Origin of the sequence: Pseudonocardia asaccharolytica DSM 44247 = NBRC 16224 (genome assembly GCF_000423625.1) — a bacterium.
In the GTDB taxonomy this organism is placed as follows: domain Bacteria; phylum Actinomycetota; class Actinomycetes; order Mycobacteriales; family Pseudonocardiaceae; genus Pseudonocardia; species Pseudonocardia asaccharolytica.
On sequence record NZ_AUII01000002.1, the window covers coordinates 368,252 to 394,110 of the forward strand.

Here is a 25,859-nt window from a genome sequence, read left to right on the forward strand (position 1 = left end):
GTCTGCTCCGCCTAGGCTGGGGCTCGCGCCGGCAAGGAGGGGGCGATGGGTCGCAGACTCACCAGCCTGCGGGTCGTGCGGACGGAGTGGCTCAGCCCGCGCATGATCCGCGTCGTCGCGGGTGGGGCGGATCTGGCGGACTTTCCCGACACGGACTACACCGACCGCCACATAAAGATCATCTTCCCGCGGCCGGGGGTCGCCTATCCCGACCCGCTCGATCTCGATCTCGTTCGCCGCACGTTCTCGCGGTCGCAGTGGCCACGCACCCGCACCTACACCGTCCGCGCTATCGACCGCGCCGCGGGCACCATGACCATCGACTTCGTCCACCACGGCGACAGCGGGCTGGCCGGTCCATGGGCCGCGACGGCGCGACCCGGCGACCGGCTGCGCCTGCTGGGCCCCGGCGGGGCCTACGCCCCGCGGGCCGACGCGGACTGGCACCTGCTGGTGGGGGACGAGGCCGCGCTACCCGCCATCGCCGCGGCACTCGAACGGATCCCCGCCGGCGTCCCGGTGTCGGCGATCCTCCAGGTCGACGGCCCGCAGGAGCACCAGGACCTGAGCTCGCCGGGTGACGCGCGCATCACCTGGCTACACCGCCCCGAGCGGCTCCCGGACGCCGTGGCCGCGCTGCCGTTCCGGCCGGGTGACGTGCACGCGTTCGTGCACGGCGAGGCGGGTGCGGTCAAGCAACTGCGCAGGCATCTGCTCGCCGAGCGCGGCATCCCCCGTGACGCGCTGTCGATCTCCGGATACTGGCGCCTCGGCCGCGACGAGGACGGGCTTTGCCAGGACAAGCCCGTCGAGCGAGCGGCACCGGAACCGATGACGGCCGGCTGAATCGGCCCCGAACCATTTCTGGGGGCTCGCCGGGAATCCCAAGGCGTGGGACCGTGTTGACTTCTACCGTGTGCGCCGAGCGCGCGCACTGGAGGCGGTAGAGGCCGCTCGCCCGATACAGTGGTATGGGGCGTCCGCGGTGCAGCGCGCGCCGCACGAGGGCGCAGCAGGCAAGGAGTGCACATGTTCGAGAGGTTTACCGACCGAGCGAGGCGGGTTGTCGTCCTGGCCCAAGAAGAGGCCCGGATGCTCAACCACAACTACATCGGCACCGAGCACATCCTCCTTGGCCTGATCCACGAGGGCGAGGGTGTGGCAGCCAAGGCGCTCGAGTCGCTCGGGATCGCCCTGGAGGGCGTCCGCCAGCAGGTCGAGGAGATCATCGGTCAGGGGCAGCAGGCCCCCTCGGGCCACATCCCGTTCACACCGCGGGCGAAGAAGGTCCTCGAGCTCTCGTTGCGTGAGGCGCTGCAGCTCGGCCACAACTACATCGGCACCGAGCACATTCTGCTCGGCCTGATCCGCGAGGGCGAGGGCGTCGCGGCGCAGGTGCTGGTCAAGCTGGGTGCCGACCTCAACCGGGTGCGCCAGCAGGTGCTCCAGCTCCTGTCCGGCTACCAGGGCAAGGAGCCCGCCGAGGCCTCGACGGGCCGCGGCGAGGGCACCCCGTCCTCGTCGCTGGTGCTCGACCAGTTCGGCCGCAATCTCACCCAGCAGGCCCGCGAGGGCAAGCTGGACCCGGTCATCGGCCGGGCCAAGGAGATCGAGCGGGTCATGCAGGTCCTGTCCCGGCGGACCAAGAACAACCCTGTGCTGATCGGCGAGCCCGGCGTCGGCAAGACCGCCGTGGTCGAGGGTCTCGCCCAGGGGATCGTCAAGGGCGAGGTGCCCGAGACGCTCAAGGACAAGCAGCTCTACACGCTCGACCTGGGTTCACTGGTCGCCGGCTCGCGCTACCGCGGTGACTTCGAGGAGCGCCTGAAGAAGGTGCTCAAGGAGATCCGCACGCGCGGCGACATCATCCTGTTCATCGACGAGCTCCACACCCTGGTGGGTGCGGGTGCCGCCGAGGGCGCGATCGACGCCGCGTCGATCCTGAAGCCGATGCTCGCCCGCGGCGAGCTCCAGACGATCGGTGCCACCACGCTCGACGAGTACCGCAAGTACGTCGAGAAGGACGCGGCTCTGGAGCGCCGCTTCCAGCCGATCCAGGTCGGTGAGCCGAGCGTCACCCACACCATCGAGATCCTCAAGGGTCTGCGCGACCGGTACGAGGCCCACCACCGCGTCACGATCACCGATCCGGCGCTGGTCGCTGCGGCCACCCTGGCCGACCGGTACATCAGCGACCGCTACCTGCCGGACAAGGCGATCGACCTGATCGACGAGGCCGGTGCGCGGATGCGGATCCGCCGGATGACCGCGCCGCCGGACCTGCGCGAGTTCGATGAGCGGATCGCCGCGGTGCGCCGCGACAAGGAGTCCGCGATCGACGCGCAGGACTTCGAACGGGCCGCGCACCTGCGTGACCAGGAGAAGCAGCTGCTCGCGCAGAAGAGCGAGCGGGAGAAGCAGTGGAAGTCCGGTGACCTGGACGTCGTCGCGGAGGTCGATGACGAACAGATCGCCGAGGTGCTCGCCAACTGGACCGGCATCCCGGTGTTCAAGCTCACCGAGGAGGAGACCACGCGGCTGCTCCGCATGGAGGAGGAGCTGCACAAGCGGATCATCGGCCAGGAGGACGCCGTCAAGGCGGTCTCGCAGGCGATCCGTCGCACCCGGGCCGGGCTGAAGGACCCGAAGCGCCCGTCCGGCTCGTTCATCTTCGCCGGCCCGTCCGGTGTCGGTAAGACCGAGCTGTCCAAGGCGCTGGCGAACTTCCTGTTCGGCGAGGACGACGCCCTCATCCAGATCGACATGGGCGAGTTCCACGACCGCTACACCGCGTCGCGACTGTTCGGTGCTCCTCCCGGATACGTCGGCTACGAGGAGGGTGGTCAGCTCACCGAGAAGGTGCGGCGCAAGCCGTTCTCGGTCGTGCTGTTCGACGAGATCGAGAAGGCCCACCAGGAGGTCTACAACACCCTCCTGCAGGTGCTGGAGGACGGTCGGCTGACCGACGGCCAGGGGCGGACGGTGGACTTCAAGAACACCGTCATCATCTTCACCTCGAACCTCGGTACCCAGGACATCTCGAAGGCCGTCGGCCTCGGGTTCGCCCAGAGCAACGACGAGGCGTCGAACTACGAGCGGATGAAGAACAAGGTCAACGACGAGCTGAAGAAGCACTTCCGGCCGGAGTTCCTCAACCGCATCGACGACATCATCGTCTTCCACCAGCTCACCGAGGGGCAGATCATCAAGATGGTCGACCTGATGATCACTCGGGTCGAGGCGGCGCTGGCCAACAAGGGCATGTCCATCGAGCTGACCCCGGCCGCGAAGGGCCTGCTCGCCCGCCGCGGCTTCGACCCCGTGCTGGGTGCCCGACCGCTGCGGCGGACCATCCAGCGCGAGATCGAGGACCAGCTCTCGGAGAAGATCCTGTTCGGCGAGGTCGAGCCGGGTCAGATCGTCATCGTCGACGTCGAGGGCATCGACCCGGACGCCCCCGAGGGCTCCCGGGCCGCCGACGACAAGGCGCATTTCACCTTCCGCGGTGAGCCGCGCCCGGCCGTCACCGTCCCCGACGCCCCGCCGGTCGACATGGCCGCGGGTGGTGGTGAGGAGTAGACCACTCACGCCAAGGGCCGGTCCGGACACCGTCCGGGCCGGCCCTTGTGCATCCCCCGCGTTTCCGCGGTCGGTGTCACCGGGGAGGGACGAGGTGCGCCTGACCGACCGCGGCGTGCGCCGTCGCCGTCGGGTCGGGGTCGAATCTCCCGCTCCCCGGCGCGGGGTGACAGAGCAACACGACCGGAGCGTCTGCCGGTGCATGCGGGGTCAGGTCGTAGATCGCGACCCGCCGGCCATCCGGGCGGGCGAGGGAACGCGGCGTCGTCGTCAACATGCGGATCAGGTTGTGGTGGGGACGGTGACGCCGTGGTGTCACCGACTCGCGGGGAGGGGCTAGGGGAGGAGGGTGGTGGTGCGGGCGGTGAGCACGGCGCGGCGCGGGTCGGCCGCCGGAAGGACCCGCAGCAGCTGTCCGGCCAGCTCCGCGTCGGCCGCGCCGTCCGGGGTTCGCGCCAGCGCCCACATCTCGGTGGCGTCGCCCTGGTGCAGCACCGCGTTGCGGATCGCGGCGGCAAGCTGTTCCCGCTCCTCGCGCACCGCGGGCGCCTCGGAGGACGGCAGCAGCGGACCGCGATAGAGCTCCGCGGCCTCCCGCCGCCGGCCAGCGGTGAGCGCGGTCCGGACGCGCACGAAATCGGCCTCGACGCGGGTGTGCAGCCGGTAGGGCTGGGTGCGGATCACGCTGGCCACGAGCGCGACCCGCAGCCGGTGCATCTCCGCCCGCACCGTGACGGCCTTGCCGGCGTCCCCGTAGAGGTCGGCGGCCAGCTCGTCGGCGGTGCGACCCTCCGGGTGCAGGGCGAGCACGGTGAGCAGCTCGGCGTGTCGCTGGGTCAGCTGCACGCGGCGGCCGTCGAGCCGCGCGGTGGGCCGCGCGGCTCCGAGAAACGGCAGCGTCAGCGACGGGAGGGCGCGGGTGCCCGGCCGCTGCACACGCAGCAGCCAGCCCTCGGCAAGGGGTTCGAGCAGCCCTTCCTCGTGGTCGGAGAGCCGAACCCGCTCACCCCCGCGCGGCAGCGTGACCCGCTCGGGCAACCACCCGGCGGGCTGCGTGGCAAGGACCCGGCCCTGCGGGCTGAGCAACGCGCCCGGTTCCCCGCGCAGCGCGACGAGATGCGGCATGTTCCGTTGCCGCAACTCCTCGTCGCGGACGGCGAGCCGGGCGGCCAGATGGTTCTCGGTCAGCCGGGCCGCCGCGATGACCAGCGCGAAGGTCGTCGGATGGAAGGTCTGCAACGGCCCGGTGACGTCGACGGCGCCGATCAGCTCCCCGGACTCGGGGTCGTGGAGCGGTGCGGCCGCGCAGGTCCACCTGTGGTAGGTGCGCACGAGATGCTCGGCGGAGTGGATCTGTACCGCGCTGTCGGCGGCGAGCGCCGTGCCCATTGCGTTGGTGCCGATGCAGTCCTCGCTCCACCGGGTGCCCTCGACGATCCCGACCTGCTCGGCGCGCCGCAGGACGTCGCGGTGACCTTCCCGCCAGAGGATATGCCCCTGCACGTCGGTCACGATCATCATGTGCATGGCCTCGTCGGCGATGCCGAGCAGGGTGTCGCGCAGCAGCGGCAGGACGGGGGCGAGCGGGTGGTGGCTGCGCACCTCCTCGACCTCGCGATACCGGTAGACCAGCGGCGGCTCGTCCCGCTCCGGATCGACACGTGCGGCAAGCGAACGCTGCCAGGACTCGGACACGATCGACCGCGGCACGGCCGGGGTCTCATCGCCGCTCAGTACCGCGTCCCGGATTCGGGCCAGCAGCCGGGTGCGTTCGACCGGATCGCTTGTCATATCCCTCACTGCACGTCAGGCGGACGGCGGAACTCCATCCTGGTTCGTCCGTGGTAGTAAGGCAAGCCTGAACATGATCAGCTTCTGCGAACTCCCTATTCGGATAGGTTCGCAGCTGCGGTGCAACGCCGCTGCAACCCCCGCATCTCTAGTGTCCCCCCTCACCCACATCGACGAGGGAAGGATGCACGATGGCCAGGTATGCGGCCCCGGGCGACGCCGGCAGCGTCGTCTCGTTCCGGTCCCGCTACGACCACTTCATCGGCGGCGAGTACGTCGCGCCGAAGCGGGGGCAGTACTTCGAAAACTCGACCCCGGTCACCGGACAGACGTTCACCGAGGTCGCCCGGGGCACGGCCGAGGACGTCGAGGCCGCCCTCGACGCCGCGCACGCCGCGGCCCCGGACTGGGGGAGGACATCGGCCACCGAGCGGGCCAACATCCTCAACAAGATGGCCGACCGCATCGAGGCGAACCTCGAGAAGATCGCCATCGCGGAGAGCTGGGAGAACGGCAAGGCCTGCCGGGAGACCCTGGCTGCCGACATCCCGCTCGCGATCGACCACCTGCGCTACTTCGCGGGCGCGATCCGCGCGCAGGAGGGCGGCATCTCGCAGATCGACGACAACACGGTCGCCTACCACTTCCACGAGCCGCTCGGTGTCGTCGGCCAGATCATCCCCTGGAACTTCCCGATCCTCATGGCGATCTGGAAGCTCGCCCCGGCGCTCGCCGCGGGCAACGCGATCGTGCTCAAGCCCGCCGAGCAAACCCCGGCGTCGATCCATGTGCTGCTGGAACTGGTCGCGGACCTGCTCCCGGCCGGCGTGCTCAACGTCGTCAACGGGTTCGGCGTGGAGGCGGGCAAGCCGCTCGCGCAGAACAAGCGCATCCGCAAGATCGCCTTCACCGGGGAGACCACCACCGGCAGGCTGATCATGCAGTACGCCAGCGAGAACCTGATCCCGGTCACCCTCGAACTGGGCGGCAAGAGCCCGAACATCTTCTTCGACGACGTCGCCGCCCAGCAGGACGCCTTCTACGACAAGGCGCTCGAGGGCTTCGCGATGTTCGCCCTCAACCAGGGCGAGGTCTGCACCTGCCCGTCGCGGGCGCTGATCCAGGGCGGGATCTACGACGACTTCCTCGCCCAGGCCGTCAAGCGCACCGAGCAGATCAAGCAGGGGCACCCGCTCGACACCGAGACGATGATCGGGGCCCAGGCGTCCAACGACCAGCTCGAGAAGATCCTCTCCTACATCGACATCGGCCGGCAGGAGGGTGCGCGGATCCTCACCGGCGGCGAGCGCGCCGACCTCGGGGGCGAGCTGTCCGGCGGCTACTACATGCAGCCGACGGTCTTCGAGGGTGACAACTCGATGCGGATCTTCCAGGAGGAGATCTTCGGCCCGGTGGTGTCGGTGACCCGCTTCGCCGACTACGACGACGCCATGAAGATCGCCAACGACACGCTCTACGGGCTGGCCGCCGCCGTGTGGTCGCGCGACGGCAACATCACCTACCGGGCGGGGCGGGAGATTCAGGCGGGCCGGGTGTTCGTGAACAACTACCACACCTACCCGGCGCACGCCGCGTTCGGCGGCTACAAGCAGTCCGGAATCGGGCGCGAGAACCACAAGATGATGCTGGACCACTACCAGAACACGAAGAACCTGATGGTCAGCTACTCGCCGGACGCGCAGGGCTTCTTCTGATGGCCGAGCGGGTCGCGCTGACACCGGCGGCCGCCGAGCTGCTGCGGAAGCTGACCGCGGTGCACGGCCCGCTGATGTTCCATCAGTCCGGGGGGTGCTGTGACGGAAGCTCGCCGATGTGCTACCCGGCGGGGGAGTTCCGGACCGGTGACTCCGACGTCCATCTCGGCGACCTCGAGGTGGAGGGCATCGATCCGGTTCCGTTCTGGATGTCGGCGGCGCAGTTCGAGTACTGGAAGCACACCCATCTCACGGTCGATGTCGTGCCCGGCCGGGGCAGTGGGTTCTCGGTCGAGGCACCCGAGGGCGTCCGATTCCTGATTCGCTCCCGGTTGCTCCGCAACTGACGCGGGCGGGTGTGGTGATGACCGCGATGGCGGCATCGCCACACCCGCCTCCTCAGCTGACCTCGTTCAGCTTCCCCGTCGCGACGTCGAAGACGAACCCGCGGACCGAGTCCCGGTGCCACAGGAACGGGCTCGCCTTGATCCGGGCGATGGACTGGCGGACATCGGCGACAGGGTCCGGGAATGACTCGGGCGCCCACCCCGGCTTGATTCCGGTCTCGTCCTGGATCGAGCGCCGGAACTCGTCGTCGGTGAAGGTCAGCATGCCGCAGTCGGTGTGGTGGATCAGGATGATCTCGGTCGTGCCGAGCAACCGCTGGCTGATGGTCAGCGAGCGAATCGCGTCGTCGGTGACGACGCCGCCCGCGTTGCGGATGACGTGCCCCTCGCCCTCCCCCAGGCCGAGCATCCGGTAGACGTCCAGCCGAGCGTCCATGCACGCCACGACGGCGATGTGCCTGCTGGGCGGCATCGGCAGCGGACCGAAGAAGGACTCGGCGTAACGGGCGTTGTTGGCGAGCAGCTCATCGGTGACGGACATCGTTCCTCCCCCTCCCCGCGAGTCGCGGTATCGACGCGCGCGAGTCGGGGTAATTGTGCGGGCGAGTCGGGGTATTCGCGACGTCTCGCCGACCTCGGCGCCGTGCTATCCGCGGCCGGCCGGTCCCCGGAGGTGCTCGTCGAGGGCGAGCAGCGTCGCAGCCGCCGGGGCGGCGATCCCGACGCCTCGGCCGTGGCGGACGGCCGGCTCCCGCACATTGATCCGGACGAGCGCGCCCGACGACGCGGAGGCGAGCTCGGCCTGCCTGCGGACCGTGGGCACGGCGGTGCCCGCGCCGATCTCGACCACGGCGAGCCGGCGGCCCTCGGCGCGCAGCGATCGCAGCCAGCCGGTGTGCGCGTCGAGTTGCGGCTGCGTGCGGGCGGGATCCCAGGACCAGTCGCCGAACATGAGGATGTTCGGCCTGGCCAGGCCGCCGCAGGCCGGGCAGGAGGGCAGCGGTGCGGCCGCCCGCATGGTCATCGGGTCGACCTGCACCGAGGCGCCGTCGGCGGGCCACACCTGCTGTCCGCAGCCGGTGAGACACTGCAGGTGGTGGATCGACCCGTGGCATTCGGCGACCACGTCGTCGGCGAACCCGGCGCGCTGGAACTGGCCGTCGACGTTCGAGGTGAACACCCGCACCGGCCGCCGCGCCCACGCCCGCAACACCCCGAAGCCCTCGTGCGGCACCGTCGAGCGATAGAGCCCGAGGCGGTGGCCGTAGAAGCCCCAGGCCAGCTCGGGATCATCGGCGAAATGCACCGGATCGGCCAGCTCCTCGAACCGCAGGCCCAGCGCCCGGTACGGCGGGTAGGCGCGCCAGAAGCCCTCGGGACCGCGAAAGTCCGGCAATCCCGAGTCGACACCCATGCCGGCGCCCGCGCAGATCAGCAGCGCGTCGGCGCCGCGCAGCAACCCGGCGGCGCGGTCGAGCTCGCTCAGGAGCCCGATGCGGTCGAGGACTGCACGACCTCGAACTCCAGGAGCGAGGACCCCGACGCCACCGGCCGGGCGCGCTCACCGGAGTGTGCCTGCATGGCCGGTCCGTTCAGCCAGGCCTGGAAGTCCTCCTCGGACTCCCAGTGCGTCACCACGAAATACCGCTCCTCGCCCTTGACCGGCCGCAACAGCTCGAAGGAGATGAAGCCCTTCTGGCCGTCCACGGCATGGAGCCGGTTGGCGAAGCGCTGCTCCAACTCCGGGCCGGCGCCCTCAGGGACCTCGATAGCGTTGATCTTCACGACTGCCACGGGTCCAGGCTATCGGCTCTGCCGCACCGGTCCGCGTGTCGACCAGCTCAACGCCGATGACTCCGGCCCGTACCGGCGGGAACGGGTGCAGCAGCGCGAACGCCGCGGCCGGCCGCTCGTGCGACAGCGTGCAGTGCGGAAGCCAGGCCCCGGGCAGATAGGCGGCGGCCGGGGCGCGCACCCTTCCGGTCAGCGCGTCATGGACCGCGGCGTGGACGGCCAGCAGCTCGGCGTCGACGATCGCGGCGAGCACGAGCTCGTCGTCGCGCCCCGCGATCGTTCCGAGGATGGCCAGCCACAGCGCGGGCAGGGCCAGTACCCGGAGCTCGTCGGCGAGCGCGGCGCGGGCAGCGGGCGGGATCGCGGCGGCCGCGGCGAACGTGACGGCCGGGCGGTCGGTGGGCACCGCGATCCCCGCGGCGCGCAGCCGCGCGCGCAGCGCGGTGAGCTCGGCGGCCGCGTCGTCGTCGAGACGGAACCGCACGCTGTGGCTCATCGCCTCGTGAGCGTTGTGTCGTGCTGGGGCATCACTCGCCGCTCACGGGGGTGCAGCCCAGGCTGAAGCGGCCGTCGGCGAGCTGTTCGGCCAGCCCGTCGACGAGCAGCGAGTCCAGGCAGCGGTCACGCTGGGCGGCATTGGACCAGACGGCGTCCAGGACGACCTTCTCGACCGGTGCCGGGGCTTCGCGCAGCACGTCGAGGAGCTTGCCGCGGACCTGTCGATCGGTGCCGGCATAGCCCTGCGGTGGCCGCCGCGGCCCGGTGTAGGCGGGACGCCCGGCGGCCTGCCAGGCGCATGTCCGGCGCGCCGGGCAGAGCTCGCAGCGCGGGTTGCGCGCGGTACAGACCACGGCCCCGAGCTCCATCAGCGCGGCGGAGAGCCGCGCAGCGGTCGCCTCGTCGGCGGGTAGCAGCGCCTCGACGTCGGCCAGGTCGGCTCTGGCTCTGACGGGGCCCGCGTCGCCGCGGCCGTGTACGGCGCGGGCGACGACCCGCCGGACGTTCGTGTCGACGACCGGGCAGCGCCGCCGGTAGGCGAACGCGGCCACCGCCCGTGCGGTGTAGCTGCCCACTCCGGGCAGCGACTCGAGCACGTCCACATCGGACGGGACGACGTCGTCGTGCTCGGTGGCGATCACCCGCGCCGCCTCGTGCAGCCGCAGCGCTCGGCGCGGGTAGCCGAGCTTCCCCCAGGCGCGCAGCACCTCGGCGCGCGGTGCGGCGGCGAGCGAGGACGGCAGCGGCCATTCGGCCATCCAGCGGGTCCAGACCGGCTCGACGCGGGCCACCGGGGTCTGCTGGAGCATGAACTCACTGACCATGACGCCCCACGGCGTGGTCTCGGCCCTGCGCCACGGAAGGTCTCGTGCCTGGGCGTCGAACCAGGGCAGGACGAGATCGGTCAGCGGAGGTACCGGCGGCGCCACGGCTGATGATCGTGCCATCGCCGTCGACGATCGTCCGGGGAGGGCGCCCCGCATCGCCCCGGAGTGGTCAGTCGGCGCGCAGCCCCTGCACGACATGGGAAAGGTCGGCCACCTCCTGGATCCGCATGCCCATCGGCTTCACGTCGCTGCCTAGCGGTACCAGCGCCCGGGTGAAGCCGAGCCGGGCGGCCTCGGCGAGCCTGCGCCCGATCCCGTTCACCTGACGTACCTCGCCCGCCAGCCCGATCTCGCCGAGCGCGACCAGATCGGGGGGTAGCGCCACATCGCGTTTGGCCGACACCACGGCGAGGGCGAGGGCCAGATCGGCGGCGGGCTCCAGCACCCGCATCCCGCCGACGGTCGCGGTGTAGACCTCCGCGTCGTACAGCTTGATCCCCACCCGCCGCTCCAACACCGCCAGGAGCATGGCGACCCGGGAGCTGTCCAGGCCGCTGACCGCGCGCCGCGGGCTAGGGATGTTCTCGCCCGCGACCAGCGCCTGCACCTCGGCCAGCAAGGGGCGGCGCCCGTCCATGACGACGGTGACCGCGGTTCCGGGGACGACCGCGTCGCGGGTGGCGCCGAAGCGGGCCAGGAACAGCCCGGAGGGGTCGGCGAGCCCGACGATGCCCTCGTCGCGCAGCTCGAAGCAGCCCACCTCGTCGGCCGGGCCGAAGCGGTTCTTCACCCCGCGCACCATGCGCAGGGTCGAGTGTCTGTCGCCCTCGAACGACAACACGACGTCGACGAGGTGTTCGAGCACCCGCGGACCGGCGATGGAGCCGTCCTTGGTGACGTGCCCGACCAGGATCACCGGCAGCCCGCGCTCCTTCGCCAGCGCCGTGAGCGCGACGGTGACCGCGCGGACCTGGGTGACCCCGCCGACATTGCCGTCCGCCTCGGCGGTGGACATGGTCTGGATCGAGTCGACGATCAACAGGTCGGGGCGCAGCAGTCCCAGATGTCCGACGATCGCCCCCAGATCGGACTCCGCCGCCAGGTACAGCCGGTCATGGACGGCGGCGGTGCGCTCGGCGCGCAGCCGCACCTGCCCGGCCGATTCCTCACCGGTGACATACAGCACCGGGCCTCGCGCCGCGGCCTTGGCGGCCACGTCGAGCAGCAGGGTCGACTTGCCGACGCCCGGCTCTCCGGCCAGCAGCACCACCGAGCCGGGGACCAGTCCGCCACCGAGCACCCGATCGAGCTCGTCGACGCCGGTCCGGCGGGCTCTGGCGGAGTCGAGTTCGACCTCGGCGATCGGCCGGGCCGGGGCGCTCGGTGCGCCCGCCGCGACCCGCTTCGACCGGGCGGCCGGGGTGGCGTGCTGTTCGAGCGTGCCCCAGGCCTGGCAAGAGGGGCAGCGCCCTACCCACTGGGCGACCTGGTGCCCGCACTCGGCGCAGCGATACCCAGTGCGTGCGGGGCGGGTGCGTCCGGTCAGTGGCTGCCTCCACCGCCGCTGCCCTCGGTCCGGCGCGCCGCCTCCGAGGAGTCGACCGGCAGGTCGACGGTGATGGCGCCGGCCCGTTCGAAGACCAGCACGAGCGGGTACGTCAGGCCCGGACGGATGTCGCCGGTGAGCCCTTCGAGGGTGATCTCGAGCTGCCGCGAGTTCGACAGCTTCGTTCCGTCGCCACCCGAGACGAGGGTCTGCTCCCCGGGGACTGTCGTCTCCCCGGCCAGCTGCACCGAGCTCGCGATCGGACTGCTCGCCGACAGCAGCTTGTCGGGGATGTCGGACGAGTTGGCGATGACGACCGTGACGGGCGCCGAGCCGCCGCTCGGGTAGATCACGCGCTCGGGCTTGACCCCGCTCGGGAAGGTGATCATGGCGTTGCGCACCGCGATATCGCCCGCGGTGACGTTCGCGCCGCTGACCGCGGCGGTCTGCTCGGCGGTCTGCGAGATCTGTCCCGCGCCGCATCCGGTCAGCGCCAGCGCTCCGATCATGGCACCGATGACGAGGGTGAATCGGGTCGGGCGGAAGCGCTCGGTGCGGCTCACGGGTCGGACATCCTTCCTGCCGTCGCCACCCCTGCGGCGGGGTGCGGTGTCGCGGGTGGTCGTCCCGTTTCGCGGGGTGACCAGGCGGAAGCGTAACCGCGCCGGTCACGGGCCCGACACGCGGTTCCCGTGGGCGCTCGGCGACGTCCTCCTCCGACGCACGTTTCATGCCTGCTGTCAACCCCCTGACCTGCGACGACGAGCCGAGCCGAGGCGCGGCTGTTCACCGGCCGTGTTAACCTGGATGCATCGAAAGGGGCAGAGGACACATGGTTTTCAAGGTCGGAGAGACCGTTGTCTACCCGCACCACGGTGCCGCGCTCATCGAGGCCATCGAGACCCGCACGATCAAGGGCGAGGAGCGCAAATATCTCGTCCTCAAGGTCGCGCAGGGCGATCTCACGGTGCGAGTACCCGCTGACAACGCCGAGGTCGTCGGCGTCCGTGATGTTGTGGGCCAGGAGGGGCTGGATCGGGTCTTCGAGGTGCTGCGGGCCCCGCACACCGAGGAGCCGACCAACTGGTCGCGCCGCTACAAGGCGAATCTGGAAAAGCTCGCTTCGGGTGATGTGAACAAGGTCGCCGAGGTCGTTCGCGATCTGTGGCGGCGCGAGAAGGACCGCGGTCTGTCCGCCGGTGAGAAGCGCATGCTGGCCAAGGCCCGGCAGATCCTGGTCAGCGAGCTCGCGCTGGCGGAAGGGACCGACGAGGAGCGCGCCGAGGTCCTGCTCGACGAAGTGCTCGCCACGGCCACGGCCTGATTCCCGAGCTACCCGTCCCGCCCCGAGTTCGACATGAGCGTCATCGCCGTCGCTCCCGCCGCCGGGTCGGGGCAGCGCCTGGGGGCCGGAGTCCCCAAGGCGTTCGTGACGATCGACGGCGTTCCCATCCTGGTGCACGCCGTCGACGGGCTGATCGCTTCGGGTGTGATCGACCGGGTGCTGGTCGCCGTTCCGGCCGGTCAGGTGGAGGCCGCGCAAACGGTGCTCGACGGCCGGCCGGTCGAGGTGCTCGTCGGGGGTGCGGACCGGACCGCCTCGGTCCGGCGCGCGCTCGCCGCCCTCGATGACGTTCCCGACGGGATCGTCGTGGTGCACGACGCGGCGCGTCCGTTCGCGCCTCCGGGACTGACCGCGGCCGTCGTCGAAACCGTGCGCGCCGGGCATGGAGCGGTGGTCCCGGTCCTGCCACTCGCGGATACGGTCAAACAGGTTGACGATCTTGGCACGGTGCAGGTCACGGTCGACCGGTCGACCCTGCGCGCGATCCAGACCCCGCAGGGTTTCGACCTCGCGCTGCTTCGCCGGGCGCATGCGGTTGCTGCCTCGGCCGGTGCCGCGGCGACCGATGACGCGGGGCTGGTCGAGGCGCTGGGCGAGCCCGTGTACACCGTTCCCGGGCATCCGTCGGCCTTCAAGATCACAACAGCGTGGGACCGGGGGCTGGCGGAGTTGCTGGTCGCGAAGGGGGTTCGGTGAGGGTCGGCATCGGCACCGACGTGCACGCGGTCGAGGCCGGCCGGCCGTGCTGGGTCGCAGGGCTGTTCTGGGAGGGTGTCGACGGTTGCGCCGGTCACTCCGACGGCGACGTCGCCGCGCACGCGCTGTGCGACGCCCTGCTCTCCGCGGCCGGCCTCGGCGACGTCGGCGCGGTCTTCGGCACCGGCCGTCCGGAGCGGGCGGGCGCGAGCGGGGTGGCGCTGCTGGCCGAGGTGCGTCAGCTGCTCACCGCGGAGGGCTGGACGGTCGGCAACGCCGCGGTCCAGGTCATCGGCAACGCTCCCAAGATCGGAAAGCGCCGCGACGAGGCCCAGCGGGTGCTCTCCGAGGCGGTCGGCGGTCCGGTGGCGGTGTCCGGGACGACGACCGACGGTCTCGGCCTGACCGGTCGCGGCGACGGGCTCGCGGCGGTCGCGACCGCCCTGCTGCTGCCGGCCGCCTAGTTACCGGGTCGTCGCGTCGAGCCGGGCCTGGATCTCGTCCGGGGTCAGGTCAGCCCGGCGCGCGGCGATCATCCAGTGGTGGCCGAACGGGTCGGCGAGCCGGCCGCCGCGGTCGCCGTAGTCGTGGTCGTCGATCGGGAACACGACCCGCGCGCCGGCCGCGAGCATCCGCTCGGCGACCGCGTCGGCGTCGTCGACCTCCAGCGCGATGATCACCGGGGGGCCGCCGTCGGTGGGGGCGGGGTCGCCGTCGCCCTCGTCCTTGACCGCGAAGCGCACCGGCCCGACCTGCACCATCGCATGCACGATCCGGCCGCCCGCGGTGTAGCGATCGGTGATCTCCGCGCCCAGCGCGGCGGCGTAGAAGTCGAGGGCCGCGTCGCCGCCGTCGACGACGAGCCGGGGGTAGAGCGAGCGAATCTCCGTCATGCGCCCAGCATCGCGCCGTCGGGCCCGGTCGTCTTGGACGAAACGGATCCGGGCCGGCGAACCGGGTTGACCAGGGTGTCCGTAGTCTGGAACACGTGAATGTGCGCCTGTTCGACACCGCGGCCAGACAGCAGCGGGACTTCGTCCCGCTGCGGGGCGGGGCTGTGTCGATGTACGTCTGTGGCGCCACCGTCCAGGGCCTGCCGCATATCGGCCACGTCCGCAGCGGGCTCAACTACGACGTGCTCCGCCGCTGGTTCGGCCACCGGGGATTCGACGTGACGTTGGTGCGAAATGTCACCGACATCGACGACAAGATCCTGCGGAAGGCGGCCGAGGCGGGCAGGCCGTGGTGGGAGTGGGCCGCCACCCACGAGCGGGCGTTCTCCGCCGCCTACGACGCGCTGGGCTGCCTGCCGCCGTCCATCGAGCCGCGCGCCACCGGGCATGTGCCGCAGATGATCGAGCTGATCGAGCGGCTCATCGATCGGGGGCACGCCTATGCCGCGGGCGGTGACGTCTACTTCGCGGTGCGCACGCTGCCCGAGTACGGGTCGCTGTCGCGGCAGAAGGTCGACGACGTCGCGCAGGGCGAGGGCGACGCCGGCGCCAAGCGCGATCCGGTGGATTTCACCCTGTGGAAGTCGGCGAAGCCCGGCGAGCCGTCCTGGGCGACGCCGTGGGGCCGCGGCAGGCCGGGCTGGCACCTCGAGTGCTCGGCGATGGCGACCGCCTACCTCGGCCCGGAGTTCGATATTCACGGCGGTGGGCTCGACCTCGTGTTCCCGCACCACGAGAACGAGCAGGCGCAGTCGCATGCGGCGGGTGACGGCTTCGCCCGCTACTGGCTGCACAACGCCTGGGTGACCATGGGCGGCGAGAAGATGTCGAAGTCCCTGGGCAATACGCTGTCCATCGAGGCGTTGCTGCGCCGGGTCCGCGGCGTGGAGCTGCGCTACTACCTCGTCGGTCCGCACTACCGGTCGGCGATCGAGTACTCCGATGCGGCGCTGTCCGAGGCCGTGGCGGCTTACCGGCGCATCGAGGGCTTCGTGCACCGCGTGCGGGAACGGGAGGGGACACCCGAGCCCGGGATGCTGTGTGCGGAGTTCACCGCTGCGATGGACGACGACCTCGGCACGCCGGGCGCGCTGGCCGCGATCCACGGCACGGTACGTGAGGGCAACATCGCGCTGGACGCCGGGGACCGAGCGGCGGCGACCGGTGCTGCGGCGTCGGCCCGGGCGATGACCGGGGTGCTCGGGCTCGACCCGCTCGGACCGCAGTGGGCCACCCTCGACCGCACCGACGACGCCGCGATGAGCGCGCTCTCGGCGTTGGTCGAGGACATCCTGGCGCGACGCCAGCAGGCCAGGGCGGCGCGTGACTTCGCGGCCGCCGACGAGCTTCGGGATCGGCTGGTCGCGGCGGGCATCCTCGTCGAGGACAGTCCGGACGGGCCGACCTGGTCCCTCAAGAACCTCTGATCACAGCGACTTCCATCCCGCAACGAGCGAGGACTAGCACATGGCCGGCAACTCCAAACGGCGCGGCGCCCTACGCAAGGAAGGCACCAAGAAGGGTCCGGTCGTGGGCTCCGGGGGTCAGCGCCGCCGGGGGCTGCGCGGCAAGGGCCCGACCCCACCGGCCGAGATGCGGCCCGGGCATCCGGCGGCCCGTCGCGCCGCCCGGGAGGCCGCGAAGGCGCAGCACGAGCGCGCCAAGGTGGCCGGATCGCGCCGCCGCCCCGGTGACGGCGACACCCCGGAGACCGTGCTCGGCCGCAACCCGGTCGTCGAATGCCTGCGGGCCGGGGTGCCGGCGACCGCGCTGCACGTCGCGGTCGGCACCGCGGCCGATGAGCGGATCGCCGAGGCGGTGCAGCTCGCCGCCGAGGCCGGTGTCTCGATCCTCGAGGTACCGCGGGGCGACCTGGACCGGATCACGGGCGGCGCGCTGCATCAGGGCGTCGCGTTGCAGGTTCCGCCGTACGCCTACGCGCATCCAGACGAGCTGTTGGAGGCCGCGGTGGATTCGGGGCAGCCCGCGCTCATCGCGGCGCTCGACGGGGTGACCGATCCGCGCAACCTGGGTGCCGTCGTGCGCTCGGTGGGCGCGTTCGGCGGTCACGGCGTCGTCGTCCCGCAACGCCGCGCCGCTGGGATGACCGCGGTTGCCTGGCGTGCCTCCGCCGGGACCGCCGCCAGGGTTCCGGTGGCGCGCGCGACGAACCTGACCCGCACGCTGCGCGAGTACGCCTCCGCGGGGCTGATGATCGCCGGGCTGGCCGCCGACGGCACGGTCTCGCTCGACGAGTTCGACCTCGCCGCCGATCCGCTGGTGCTGGTGGTGGGCTCGGAGGGGAAGGGTCTTTCCCGGCTGGTCCGCGAGACCTGCGACGTCACCGTGTCGATCCCGATGGCGGGCCCGGTGGAGTCGCTGAACGCGGCGGTGGCCACCGGTGTGGTGCTCGCCGAGGTCGCGCGCCGCCGCCGGCAGCGCGCCTGACGGGCGGGTCCGGGGATCAGGCTCGGAGGCGGACCCGGCCGAGGACCCGGCACGCGACGTAGCAGAGGAAGGCGATCGCGGCCACGTAGCCCGACACCGGCAGACCCGGTGCCAGCGACAGCACCGTGCCGCCGAGCAGCGCCAGTTCCGCGATGGCGATCGCCAGCAGGCTGGCGGCCAGCGGGTTGGCCGTCACCTGTGCCGCGGCGGCGCCGGGCGCGATCATCACCGAGAGCACCAGGACGGCGCCGACGATCGGCACCGCGAGCGCCGTCGCGAGCCCGATGAGCACCGCGAAGACGACCGACAGCAGCCGCACCGGCACCCCACGGGCGACGGCCACATCGGGGTCGGTGCTGGCGAACAGCAGCGGCCGGTAGAGGACTGCCAGCACCAGCACGACGAGCGTCGCGACCACGCCGAGCACGGCCAGGTTCGTCGAGTCCACCGACACGATCGAGCCGGTCAGCAGCCCGAACTTGTTCGAGGCCCGGCCGCTGTAGAGCGCGAGCAGCAGCACGCCGAGGCCGAGCCCGAACGCGAGCACGACGCCGATCACGGAGTCGCGCTCGCGCTGGCGCAGCCCCATCAGCCCGAAGACGAACCCCGCGACGACCGCGCCCGCGACCGCACCGATCCCGACGCCGGCGCCGATGAGCAGGGCGGCGGCACCGCCGGTGAAGGCGAGCTCGGCGGTGCCGTGGACGGCGAACGCCATCCCGCGGGCGACGATCAGCGGCGCGAGCGCCCCGGCCACCAACCCGAGCACCGCGCACGCGATCAACGCGTTCTGTACGAACGGGAGTCCGAGCAGCCCGCCGATCCCGTCGAAGCTGAAGATCCGGTCGAGGACCTCACTCATGGCACACCGCCTCGTGGGCAACGGGTTCGACGTCGCCGTGGTCGGGATGGCAGCCGTCCTCGGCGCCCACCACGACGAGCCGGTCGCGCACCCGCAGCACGTCGATCTCGGATCGATAGAGCTCGGAGAGCACGGCCGAGGTCATCACCTCCTCGGTGCGGCCGATCCGGAACCGGCCGTCGACGAGGTAGAGCACCCGGTCCACCAGCGCCAGCACCGGGTTGATCTCGTGGGTGACGAAGAGGACCGCGGTCGACGCGGCGCGCCGTCGCTCGTCGATGAGCCGGGTGACGGTGCGCTGGTGGGCCAGGTCGAGCGAGAGCAGCGGCTCGTCGCACAGCAGCACCGAGGGGTCGCCGACCAGGGCCTGGGCGACCCGCAGCCGCTGCTGCTCGCCCCCGGAGAGCCGGCCGACCGGAGCGTCGCCGTAGCCGGTGCCGCCGACGGCGGCGAGGGCGGCCTCGACCCGCTCCCGGCGCTGCCGCCGGGAGCGCAGCCCGAGGCCGGGCCGGTGCCCGTCGAGGCCGAGCCCGACGAGGTCGCGACCGCGCAGCGGGAGATCCGGTTCGAGCGCCTTCTGCTGCGGGATGTAGCCGATGTCCGGGCTGCCGCATCGCGGTGGCCGTCCGGCGATGCGCACCTCGCCGGCCGAGAGCGGCAGGATCCCGAGCAGCACCTTGAGCAGTGTCGTCTTGCCGGAGCCGTTGGGCCCCAGCACGGCGACGAACTCACCGGGCGCGATATCGAGGTCCAGATCGTGCCACAGGGTGCGGGCGCCGAAGCTGAGCCGGGCGCCGCGCAGCGACACCGCGGCGGGCGCGGCGCCCACCGGCCGGGTGTCGGCCGGTTGGGCGCTCTGGCTGGTCACGCTTCCCATGGTCCGACCTCATTCGTCCGGGTGCTCGTCAGGACCGGTCCACGGCGTGGGTGAGCGCGTCGATCTGCCCGCCCATCCAGCCCACGTAGTCGGTCACGCCCTCGGGCAGCGTCTCGGTCATCTCGACGACGGGGACGTTCGCGGTCGTCGCGGCCTGCCTGACCTGGTCGGTGGTCGGGGTCTGGGTCTGGGCGTTGAGCAGCAGCGCGCGCACCGGATCGGTGGTGAACAGCGCGAGGGTCTGCTGCACCACGGCGGCGGGCGGGTCGGTGTCGGTCTCCACGGCGTGCGCGAACTCCTCGGGGGTCACGTCGGTGAGCCCGGCGTCGTGCAGCAACCAGCCCGGCAGCGGCTCGGTGACGGCCACCCGCACACCGGGGTGCGCGGTGCCGATGGCCTTGGTGCGGTCGAGCAGCCCGGCGACCTGTGCGTTGAACGTGTCGGCGTTGGCGGTGAACTCCGCGGCGTGCGCCGAGTCGACGGTTCCGAGTTCGGTGGCGATCCGGCTTGCGACCTTGCCCACCGCGGGCAGGCTGTACCAGACGTGCTCGTTGAACTCGCCGTGGTCGTGAGCGTCGGCATGATCGTGACCGTCGGCGGTTGCGGGTTCGAGTCCGGACTCCTCGACGGCGTTGATCACCGGCCGGTCACCGCCCGCGGACTCGACGAGCTTGGCCATGAAGTCGTCGTACCCGCCGCCGTTGAGCACGACGAGTTGCGCCTGCGCGACGCTCGCCGCCTCGGCGGGGGTGGCCTCGTGCGAATGCGGGTCGGCGGACGGGTTGTTGATGATCGAGGTGACGGTGACCTGGTCACCGCCGACCGCGCGGACGATTGATCCGTAGACGTTGGTCGAGGCGACGACCCGGACGGTCCCCTCGCTCGCCGCGGTGACGCCGGCGTCACCCGCGCCCCCGCAGGCGGTCAGGACCAGGGCGAGAGCGGCGAGCCCGGCCGCGACGGTGCCGACACGAAGGTGCCGCGGGAGGGGCAGAGACATGAGGAGGACTCCTGTATCAGAGAATGCGCATATTTGGATTGATAACCATTATCGATACACTCTAACGGGTATCCGGCCGCGATGCGCGGTGCCGAGGGGGGCTCTTTCGTCCCGTGGAGCGCCCGGTTAGGTTCATGGAATGTCCGGGGCGTCGCATACCCGCAGGCCGGCCACGTTGGCCTCGCTTGCCGCGGAACTCGGCGTGTCCAGAACCACGGTGTCCAACGCCTACAACCGGCCGGACCAGCTGTCCGCCCCGCTGCGTGCCAGGGTGCTGGAGGCCGCCCGCCGGCTGGGCTACCCCGGTCCGGATCCGGTGGCGCGCTCGCTGCGCACCCGCCGGGCCGGTGCGGTCGGCCTGCTGCTCACCGAGGCCCTGTCCTACGCGTTCCGAGATCCGGTCGCCACCGGTTTTCTCGAGGGCCTCGCCCTGGCCTGCGAACAGGCCGGGCAGGGCCTGTTGCTGGTTCCGGTGAGTCCCGAGCACGCCGATGTCACCGCGGTGCACCAGGCCGGCGTCGACGGGTTCGTCGTCTACTCGGTGCGCGAGGACGATCCGCATTTCCTCGCCGTGCTGCAGCGGCCCGTGCCCACCGTGGTGTGCGACCAGCCGGTCGGCGTCGAGGGTGTCGACCGGGTGGGTGTCGACGACCGCGCCGCGATGCTGGGCATGGCCCGGCACCTCACCGGGCTGGGCCATCGCCGGTTCGGGGTGTTGTGCATGCGGTTGACCGCACAGCGCAACGACGGCCCCGCCGACGAGGCTCGCCAGGCCGAGACCAGCTACCCGGTGCAGCGGGCCAGGCTGGCGGGGCTGCGCGACGGGTTCGCCGAGGTCGGGGTGGAATGGGCCGGGGTGCCGGTGCACGAGCGCTTCGAGCACACCGTCGACGCCGGAGCGGCCGCCGCCGCCGAGCTGCTGGCCGCGCACCCGGACGTCACGGCGCTGGTGTGCACCTCGGACATCCTCGCGCTGGGTGCGTTGCGCCATGCCGTGCAGCGGGGCCTCGCCGTCCCCGAGGACCTGACGATCACCGGTTTCGACGGGGTCCCCGATGCCGAGCGGGCCGGGCTCACCACCGTCCGCCAGCCGGTGCGGGAGAAGGGGCAGGTCGCCGGCGAGCTGCTGCTCGGACGCGGGGAGCGCAGCAGGCCGCGTCAGGTGACGTTGCCCACCGAGCTGGTGGTGGGTACGACGAGCAAGGCGCCGCGCGCCCTGCAGCGGTTCTTCTCCGGATGGTGAGCCGGGGCGGGTGCTCAGCGCTGCGCCCGCAGCTGCCGCAACCGCTCCAGCGCCACCGCGACGTCCGGTGGCTCGGTCACCCGGTACCGGGCCACGGTGTTCCCGTCGCCGACCTTGACCCCGACGTCCCCGGGCCGCAGCCGCGCGAACGCGGCCTCGTCGGTGACATCGTCACCGACGAAGAGGACCGCGCCTGCGCCGGTCCGCTCGCGCAGCACGTCGATCGCGCCGCCCTTGCTCACATCGACCACAGCGAGGTCGATCACGGCCTTGCCTTCGGTGGGGTGGACGCCGGGGCGGGCCGCGGGTCCGGAGCGCACCGCGGAGAGCACGCGGGCCCCGATCGCCGGGTCGGCGTTGCGCACGTGCACCGCGACCCCGGCGGGCTTGTGCTCCAACGCAACGCCCGGGGCCCCGTCTACCAGCCGGGCCAGCTCGTCGATCAGCTCGGCGCGGCGGCGCTTCTCGTTCTCGTCGAGGAACCCGTCGGGGTTGTCGGAGAACTCTCCGCCGTGGCTGCCGACCATCTGCACGGGCGCGGTGAATCCCGAGACGGTGGCCAGATCGGCGAGCCCGCGACCGGAGACCAGCACCACCGTGGTGTGCGGCAGCGCAGCGAGGCCCTCGATCGCGCGGACGCTCTCCGGCAGCGGCCGGGCCGCCGAAGGCCGGCTGACGATCGGGGCGAGCACTCCGTCGAAGTCGAGCGCGACGAGCAGTTCGGGCGTGGCGGCGAGCGTCTGCAGCGCGGCGTCGAGATCGGGAGCGAGCTGACGCTCGGTCATTTGCCGGCCTCCGCTGCCGGGATCTCCGGCATGCCGAGCGCGGAGAGGAAGGACCGGGCCCAGCGGTCGACGTCGTGGGTGAGCACCTGGCGACGCAGCGCCCGCATCCGCCTGCGCTGCTCGGCGACCGGGGCGGTGAGGGCCGCGTAGAGGGCGTTCTTGACGCCGTCGGCGTCGTGCGGGTTGACCAGGAACGCCTGGGTGAGCTCGGCGGCCGCGCCGGCGAACTCGGAGAGCACGAGCGCGCCGCTGATGTTGCTCCGGCAGGCGACGTACTCCTTCGCGACGAGGTTCATGCCGTCGCGCAGCGGCGTCACGAGCATCACGTCGGCGGCGACGAAGAAAGCAGCGAGCTCCTCGCGCGGCAGTGACTGGTGGAGGTAGTGCACGGCCGGATGTCCGACCCTCGCGAACTCACCGTTGATCCGCCCGACCGCCAGCTCGATGTCGTCGCGCATCCGCTGGTAGTGCTCCACCCGTTCGCGGCTGGGAGTGGCGAGCTGGATCATCACGGCGTCCTCGGCGCTGACCCGGCCCTCGGCGAGCAGCTCGTGGAAGGCGAGCAACCGCACGTCGATGCCCTTGGTGTAGTCCAGCCGGTCGACCCCCAGAATGACCTTCTTCGGCTCGCCCAGGTCGGCGCGGATCTGCGCCGCGCGTTGCTGCACGGCCTCGCTGCGCGCGAGCTGGTCGAGCGCGGCGGAGTCGATGGAGATCGGGAACGCGCCGAACCGGACCGGGCGATCGTCGACGGTGATCTCGTCGCGGCTGCGCCCCGGTCTGGCTTTCGCGAGGTTGGTCGCCAGCCAGCGGAAGTTCCGGGCGCCGCCCGGGGTGTGAAAGCCGACGAGGTCGGCACCGAGCAGGCCATCGACGATCTCCCGGCGCCACGGGAGCTGCATGAACAGCTCGGTGGGTGGAAACGGGATGTGCAGGAAGAACCCGATCCGCAGATCCGGCCGCAGCGAGCGCAGCGCGGCAGGCAGCAGCTGCAGCTGGTAGTCCTGCACCCAGATGGTCGCCCCGGGGGCCGCCACCTCCGCCGTCGCCATGGCGAAGCGCTGGTTGACCCGTACGTAGGCCTGCCACCAGTGCCGGTGGAACACCGGCGGCGCGACGACGTCGTGGTACAGCGGCCAGAGGGTGCCGTTGGAGAAGCCCTCGTAGTACTCCTCGACCTCCGTGGCCGAGAGCCGGACCGGGTGCAGTTGCAGGCCGTCCTCGACGAGCGGTTCGACATCGACGTCCGGTGTACCCGGCCAGCCCACCCAGGCACCGTCGCGGCTGCGCAACATCGGTTCGAGTGCGGTCACCAGCCCACCCGGGCTGCGTTTCCACCGCTGGCTGCCGTCCGGCAGCCTCTCCAGGTCGACCGGTAGCCGGTTGGCCACCACAACGAACTCGGCGCCTGGCAGAGCCACGAATCCTCCTCGTCCCGCGGCCTGGTCCATTCGGGCCACGGATCCGACGAATGAGCCTACTGCTGATCACCGTCCGGCGGGGGGACGACGACGGTGGACCGGGCCCGCGGACGGGTCACGAACTCACCCAGCGCGACTCCCGAGGCCAGCGCGAGCCCGATACCCATCGCGATGGTGATCGTGACGAGCCCATCGGCCAGACCCTCCACCGCGAGCTCGTAGAAGCCGCGGTAGGCGGTGAGCCCGGGTAGCAGCGGGGTGATCCCGGCGAGCGTCACCATGACCGTCGGTACCCGGAAGCGCCGGTGCAGCAACCCGGCGATGACTCCGACGACGATCGCCGCGGCACCGGTTGCGGCCACCGGGCCGAACCCGGCGAACTGGGTCAACCCGCCGTAGGTTCCCCATCCCGCCGCACCCACGCCGCCCGCGACCGGCAGCATGCGTAGCGGCGCGTATCCCGCGAGCGCGAACGCCGCCGCCGCGGCGGCCCCCGAGAACAGCGACGCGCTGAACTGCCCGGGGCTGACCCGCAGCGCGCCGGCGACCTCGAGTGTCACGCCGACGTGGAAGCCCAGCTTCAGCCCGATCACGACGCCGGTCAGCAGGCCCGCGGACAGCACCGCGATCTCCGCGGCCCGGCCCGCCGATGTGACGTAGAAGCCGAAGACGGCGTCCTGCACGGTGCCGACGACCGACAGCCCGGACAGCAGCACCGTGATTCCGGCCGCGATGACGAGCGAGGGTCCGGTGCCCGTCGGGAAGGCCCCGATCGTCAGCAGCCCGACCGTCGCGAGTGTGGCGAGCAGGCCGCCGACGACCTGCTGGAAGAACGCGGGCAGGCCCCACCGGTTGAGCACCCGTCCGGTCCGGTCGATGACGGCGGTGACGACGAACGCGATGACCGCGGTGAGCGCGCCGCCGCCCAGCAGCACCGCGATGGACCCGGCCAACCCGGCCCAGCCCACGGTCGCGACCCAGCGCGGGTAGGGGTGCCGCGCCTCGGTGACCACGGAGAGCTCCCTGGCGGCGCCGCGCACGTCGAGCCTGCCCGACTCGACCTCGACGACGATCCGGCGGGCGGCGGCCAGCCGGGTGAGGTCGAGCGAGCGGTGGCGCACCAGCCGCATGGACGTGACCGGCGGGGCGGTCATGCCGCGGTGGCAGCACATCGTGACCGAGGTGAACGTGATGTCCACGGCCACCGCCGAGAGGCCGCAGGCCGAGGCGAGCCGGAGCATCGTCATGGTGACCTCGTCGACGCTCTCGCCGCTGGACAGCAGGACCTCGCCGAGGCGCATGCACAGATCGAGCACCTGCTGGACCTGGGCGTCGCCGGGGACCTCCGGACCGACGGTGAGCATCGGCACCGTCGGCGGGCCCGCGGCGAGCAGCCGTCGGGCGTCGCGACGTATCGCGCCGCGCAGCCGCCGGGTGAACCGGTCGGCGGGGGTGCCTTCGGCGACCACGTTCAGCCCGTGCGCCGCAGCCGGCGGCCGGGCCGGGCGAACTGATCGGTGGTCGGGGGAGCCATGCCAGCCAGGGTAGATAAGCCGCCGGACGCGCCGAGAGGTGCCGGTAGCGCTGCGGAGCACGGCGATCAGGGCCCGAGGGTGATGTCCTGCTCCTCGTTCAGCTGCTGGATCCGGCGGGTGAAGACGGGGTCGGTGTGCTCGGCCGGTCGGCCGGCGGTGAACACCACGGTGTTGCCGTCCGGATCGACCGTGGTCAGATCGCGCGTGTTCCAGGGGGTGTCGACCGGGCCGTCGACGCAGCCACCGCCGTGGGTTCGGGCACGTTCGGCTAGTGAGTCGCGCCAGGAATCCGGTCAAGATATGCGGCGAGTCGTTCGAGGATCTCGTCCGCGGTCTTGGTCCAGGCGAAGGGCCGGGGGTTGTCGTTCCAGCTCTGGATCCACTCCCGGATGTCGCGTTCGAGGGCTTGGAGGTTCTTGTGGACCCCGCGGCGGAGCCGTTGGTCGGTCAGCAGCCCGAACCAGCGTTCGACCTGGTTGAGCCAGGACGAGTAGGTCGGGGTGAAGTGCAGGTGGAAGCGCGGATGGCGCTCCAGCCAGGCACGGACCACGGGCGCCTTGTGGGTGCTGTAGTTGTCGCAGACCAGGTGTACGTCAA

Annotated in this window: 27 protein-coding genes; 10 read left to right on the top strand and 17 right to left on the bottom strand. The window is 71.7% G+C overall.

From position 1 onward, the window contains the following. The first annotated feature begins 45 nt into the window (after positions 1–45). Both G567_RS0103865 and G567_RS26655 read left to right on the top strand, forming a co-directional pair. The gene (locus tag G567_RS0103865) at positions 46–846 is read left to right on the top strand and encodes a siderophore-interacting protein (RefSeq protein ID WP_028928933.1); all 801 of its coding nucleotides are present in this window, start codon (positions 46–48) and stop codon (positions 844–846) included. A 183-nt stretch (positions 847–1,029) separates the two neighbouring features. Beyond that, on the top strand, positions 1,030–3,579 hold the full coding sequence (locus G567_RS26655) for an ATP-dependent Clp protease ATP-binding subunit (RefSeq protein ID WP_037055612.1): 2,550 nt from the start codon (positions 1,030–1,032) through the stop codon (positions 3,577–3,579). A 76-nt stretch (positions 3,580–3,655) separates the two neighbouring features. Here G567_RS26655 and G567_RS33890 read toward each other — a convergent pair whose 3' ends face one another. Both G567_RS33890 and G567_RS0103880 read right to left on the bottom strand, forming a co-directional pair. Next, positions 3,656–3,856, bottom strand: a complete 201-nt coding sequence (locus tag G567_RS33890) for a hypothetical protein (protein ID WP_147200964.1) — start codon at positions 3,854–3,856, stop codon at positions 3,656–3,658. 59 nt (positions 3,857–3,915) lie between these two features. Next, positions 3,916–5,370: a helix-turn-helix domain-containing protein gene (locus G567_RS0103880; RefSeq protein WP_028928934.1), complete on the bottom strand. Its 1,455-nt coding sequence runs from the start codon at positions 5,368–5,370 to the stop codon at positions 3,916–3,918. 191 nt (positions 5,371–5,561) lie between these two features. Between G567_RS0103880 and exaC the strand changes: the two genes are divergently transcribed. Further along, complete coding sequence (exaC, locus tag G567_RS0103885; protein ID WP_028928935.1) at positions 5,562–7,085, top strand: acetaldehyde dehydrogenase ExaC; 1,524 nt, start codon at positions 5,562–5,564, stop codon at positions 7,083–7,085. Beyond that, positions 7,085–7,432, top strand: a complete 348-nt coding sequence (locus G567_RS0103890; RefSeq protein WP_028928936.1) for a DUF779 domain-containing protein — start codon at positions 7,085–7,087, stop codon at positions 7,430–7,432. Before exaC ends, G567_RS0103890 begins: the two co-directional genes overlap by 1 nt. A gap of 52 nt (positions 7,433–7,484) precedes the next feature. Here the strand turns inward: G567_RS0103890 and G567_RS0103895 are convergent, their stop codons facing one another. From G567_RS0103895 to G567_RS32760, 7 genes are all read right to left on the bottom strand, one after another. Further along, a complete protein-coding gene (locus tag G567_RS0103895; protein WP_028928937.1) occupies positions 7,485–7,973 on the bottom strand; it encodes a beta-class carbonic anhydrase in 489 nt (162 codons plus the stop codon). 105 nt (positions 7,974–8,078) lie between these two features. Then, the gene (locus G567_RS26660) at positions 8,079–8,846 is read right to left on the bottom strand and encodes an SIR2 family NAD-dependent protein deacylase (protein WP_186814190.1); all 768 of its coding nucleotides are present in this window, start codon (positions 8,844–8,846) and stop codon (positions 8,079–8,081) included. A gap of 68 nt (positions 8,847–8,914) precedes the next feature. After that, positions 8,915–9,226: an antibiotic biosynthesis monooxygenase family protein gene (locus G567_RS0103905; RefSeq protein ID WP_028928938.1), complete on the bottom strand. Its 312-nt coding sequence runs from the start codon at positions 9,224–9,226 to the stop codon at positions 8,915–8,917. Then, positions 9,189–9,722 (bottom strand): hypothetical protein, encoded by a 534-nt coding sequence (locus G567_RS26665; protein ID WP_051232217.1) that lies wholly within the window; start codon positions 9,720–9,722, stop codon positions 9,189–9,191. The genes G567_RS0103905 and G567_RS26665 overlap by 38 nt, the downstream gene beginning before the upstream one ends. A 31-nt stretch (positions 9,723–9,753) precedes the next feature. Beyond that, on the bottom strand, positions 9,754–10,671 hold the full coding sequence (locus G567_RS0103915; protein ID WP_037055617.1) for an HhH-GPD family protein: 918 nt from the start codon (positions 10,669–10,671) through the stop codon (positions 9,754–9,756). Between the two features lie 49 nt (positions 10,672–10,720). Next, the gene (gene radA / locus G567_RS26670; protein WP_037055824.1) at positions 10,721–12,097 is read right to left on the bottom strand and encodes a DNA repair protein RadA; all 1,377 of its coding nucleotides are present in this window, start codon (positions 12,095–12,097) and stop codon (positions 10,721–10,723) included. Continuing rightward, entirely contained in the window at positions 12,094–12,660 is a 567-nt protein-coding gene (locus G567_RS32760; RefSeq protein ID WP_147200963.1) for a copper chaperone PCu(A)C, read from the bottom strand. The genes radA and G567_RS32760 overlap by 4 nt, the downstream gene beginning before the upstream one ends. A gap of 269 nt (positions 12,661–12,929) precedes the next feature. Here G567_RS32760 and G567_RS0103930 point away from each other — a divergent pair, with 269 nt between their 5' ends. Genes G567_RS0103930 through ispF form a run of 3 tightly spaced genes read left to right on the top strand, consistent with a single transcriptional unit; the run spans position 12,930 to position 14,602 of the window. Then, positions 12,930–13,421, top strand: coding sequence for a CarD family transcriptional regulator (locus G567_RS0103930; protein ID WP_028928940.1), 492 nt, complete (start codon positions 12,930–12,932; stop codon positions 13,419–13,421). Between the two features lie 33 nt (positions 13,422–13,454). Beyond that, positions 13,455–14,138, top strand: coding sequence for a 2-C-methyl-D-erythritol 4-phosphate cytidylyltransferase (gene ispD, locus G567_RS0103935; RefSeq protein WP_028928941.1), 684 nt, complete (start codon positions 13,455–13,457; stop codon positions 14,136–14,138). Continuing rightward, positions 14,135–14,602: a 2-C-methyl-D-erythritol 2,4-cyclodiphosphate synthase gene (gene ispF, locus G567_RS0103940; RefSeq protein ID WP_028928942.1), complete on the top strand. Its 468-nt coding sequence runs from the start codon at positions 14,135–14,137 to the stop codon at positions 14,600–14,602. The genes ispD and ispF overlap by 4 nt, the downstream gene beginning before the upstream one ends. On the opposite strand, the gene G567_RS0103945 is transcribed toward ispF, so the two are convergent. Continuing rightward, positions 14,603–15,031 carry a VOC family protein gene (locus G567_RS0103945; protein ID WP_028928943.1) on the bottom strand — a complete coding sequence of 143 codons (429 nt, stop codon included), beginning with the start codon at positions 15,029–15,031 and terminating at the stop codon, positions 14,603–14,605. 95 nt (positions 15,032–15,126) lie between these two features. On the opposite strand from G567_RS0103945, the gene cysS reads away from it, so the two are divergent. Both cysS and rlmB read left to right on the top strand, forming a co-directional pair. Further along, positions 15,127–16,518 carry a cysteine--tRNA ligase gene (cysS, locus tag G567_RS0103950; RefSeq protein ID WP_028928944.1) on the top strand — a complete coding sequence of 464 codons (1,392 nt, stop codon included), beginning with the start codon at positions 15,127–15,129 and terminating at the stop codon, positions 16,516–16,518. A 40-nt stretch (positions 16,519–16,558) separates the two neighbouring features. Continuing rightward, positions 16,559–17,539 carry a 23S rRNA (guanosine(2251)-2'-O)-methyltransferase RlmB gene (rlmB, locus tag G567_RS0103955; RefSeq protein ID WP_028928945.1) on the top strand — a complete coding sequence of 327 codons (981 nt, stop codon included), beginning with the start codon at positions 16,559–16,561 and terminating at the stop codon, positions 17,537–17,539. Between the two features lie 16 nt (positions 17,540–17,555). Here the strand turns inward: rlmB and G567_RS0103960 are convergent, their stop codons facing one another. From G567_RS0103960 to G567_RS0103970, 3 genes are read right to left on the bottom strand one after another with little or no spacing between them, the layout of a single operon-like run. Further along, positions 17,556–18,401: a metal ABC transporter permease gene (locus G567_RS0103960; protein ID WP_028928946.1), complete on the bottom strand. Its 846-nt coding sequence runs from the start codon at positions 18,399–18,401 to the stop codon at positions 17,556–17,558. Next, on the bottom strand, positions 18,394–19,269 hold the full coding sequence (locus tag G567_RS0103965; RefSeq protein ID WP_051232255.1) for a metal ABC transporter ATP-binding protein: 876 nt from the start codon (positions 19,267–19,269) through the stop codon (positions 18,394–18,396). The genes G567_RS0103960 and G567_RS0103965 overlap by 8 nt, the downstream gene beginning before the upstream one ends. 37 nt (positions 19,270–19,306) lie before the next feature. Beyond that, complete coding sequence (locus G567_RS0103970; protein WP_028928948.1) at positions 19,307–20,278, bottom strand: metal ABC transporter solute-binding protein, Zn/Mn family; 972 nt, start codon at positions 20,276–20,278, stop codon at positions 19,307–19,309. 139 nt (positions 20,279–20,417) lie between these two features. Between G567_RS0103970 and G567_RS0103975 the strand changes: the two genes are divergently transcribed. Then, positions 20,418–21,521: a LacI family DNA-binding transcriptional regulator gene (locus G567_RS0103975; RefSeq protein ID WP_028928949.1), complete on the top strand. Its 1,104-nt coding sequence runs from the start codon at positions 20,418–20,420 to the stop codon at positions 21,519–21,521. Between the two features lie 14 nt (positions 21,522–21,535). Here the strand turns inward: G567_RS0103975 and otsB are convergent, their stop codons facing one another. From otsB to G567_RS0104000, 4 genes are all read right to left on the bottom strand, one after another. Further along, positions 21,536–22,306: a trehalose-phosphatase gene (gene otsB, locus G567_RS0103980; RefSeq protein ID WP_028928950.1), complete on the bottom strand. Its 771-nt coding sequence runs from the start codon at positions 22,304–22,306 to the stop codon at positions 21,536–21,538. Next, entirely contained in the window at positions 22,303–23,727 is a 1,425-nt protein-coding gene (locus tag G567_RS0103985) for an alpha,alpha-trehalose-phosphate synthase (UDP-forming) (RefSeq protein ID WP_028928951.1), read from the bottom strand. Before G567_RS0103985 ends, otsB begins: the two co-directional genes overlap by 4 nt. Before the next feature lie 56 nt (positions 23,728–23,783). After that, entirely contained in the window at positions 23,784–25,196 is a 1,413-nt protein-coding gene (locus tag G567_RS26680; RefSeq protein ID WP_245585522.1) for a threonine/serine exporter family protein, read from the bottom strand. Positions 25,197–25,530: 334 nt separating this feature from the next. After that, positions 25,531–25,859 (bottom strand): IS630 family transposase (locus G567_RS0104000; protein ID WP_028928952.1); only part of this gene is annotated, 329 nt, incomplete at its 5' end.

Excerpts from the sequence above, each read along its gene's own strand:
- G567_RS0103930 (WP_028928940.1), top strand. The coding sequence starts at position 12,930 with ATGGTTTTCAAGGTCGGAGAGACCGTTGTCTACCCGCACCACGGTGCC.
- G567_RS26655 (WP_037055612.1), top strand. The coding sequence starts at position 1,030 with ATGTTCGAGAGGTTTACCGACCGAGCGAGGCGGGTTGTCGTCCTGGCC.
- G567_RS0103970 (WP_028928948.1), bottom strand. The coding sequence starts at position 20,278 with ATGTCTCTGCCCCTCCCGCGGCACCTTCGTGTCGGCACCGTCGCGGCC.
- G567_RS0103960 (WP_028928946.1), bottom strand. The coding sequence starts at position 18,401 with ATGAGTGAGGTCCTCGACCGGATCTTCAGCTTCGACGGGATCGGCGGG.
- G567_RS0103915 (WP_037055617.1), bottom strand. The coding sequence starts at position 10,671 with ATGGCACGATCATCAGCCGTGGCGCCGCCGGTACCTCCGCTGACCGAT.
- G567_RS0103880 (WP_028928934.1), bottom strand. The coding sequence starts at position 5,370 with ATGACAAGCGATCCGGTCGAACGCACCCGGCTGCTGGCCCGAATCCGG.
- G567_RS26665 (WP_051232217.1), bottom strand. The coding sequence starts at position 9,722 with ATGAGCCACAGCGTGCGGTTCCGTCTCGACGACGACGCGGCCGCCGAG.
- ispD (WP_028928941.1), top strand. The coding sequence starts at position 13,455 with ATGAGCGTCATCGCCGTCGCTCCCGCCGCCGGGTCGGGGCAGCGCCTG.
- rlmB (WP_028928945.1), top strand. The coding sequence starts at position 16,559 with ATGGCCGGCAACTCCAAACGGCGCGGCGCCCTACGCAAGGAAGGCACC.
- otsB (WP_028928950.1), bottom strand. The coding sequence starts at position 22,306 with ATGACCGAGCGTCAGCTCGCTCCCGATCTCGACGCCGCGCTGCAGACG.
- G567_RS26660 (WP_186814190.1), bottom strand. The coding sequence starts at position 8,846 with ATGGGTGTCGACTCGGGATTGCCGGACTTTCGCGGTCCCGAGGGCTTC.
- G567_RS0103865 (WP_028928933.1), top strand. The coding sequence starts at position 46 with ATGGGTCGCAGACTCACCAGCCTGCGGGTCGTGCGGACGGAGTGGCTC.
- exaC (WP_028928935.1), top strand. The coding sequence starts at position 5,562 with ATGGCCAGGTATGCGGCCCCGGGCGACGCCGGCAGCGTCGTCTCGTTC.
- G567_RS0103890 (WP_028928936.1), top strand. The coding sequence starts at position 7,085 with ATGGCCGAGCGGGTCGCGCTGACACCGGCGGCCGCCGAGCTGCTGCGG.
- G567_RS0103945 (WP_028928943.1), bottom strand. The coding sequence starts at position 15,031 with ATGACGGAGATTCGCTCGCTCTACCCCCGGCTCGTCGTCGACGGCGGC.
- G567_RS0103895 (WP_028928937.1), bottom strand. The coding sequence starts at position 7,973 with ATGTCCGTCACCGATGAGCTGCTCGCCAACAACGCCCGTTACGCCGAG.
- G567_RS33890 (WP_147200964.1), bottom strand. The coding sequence starts at position 3,856 with ATGTTGACGACGACGCCGCGTTCCCTCGCCCGCCCGGATGGCCGGCGG.
- G567_RS0103975 (WP_028928949.1), top strand. The coding sequence starts at position 20,418 with ATGTCCGGGGCGTCGCATACCCGCAGGCCGGCCACGTTGGCCTCGCTT.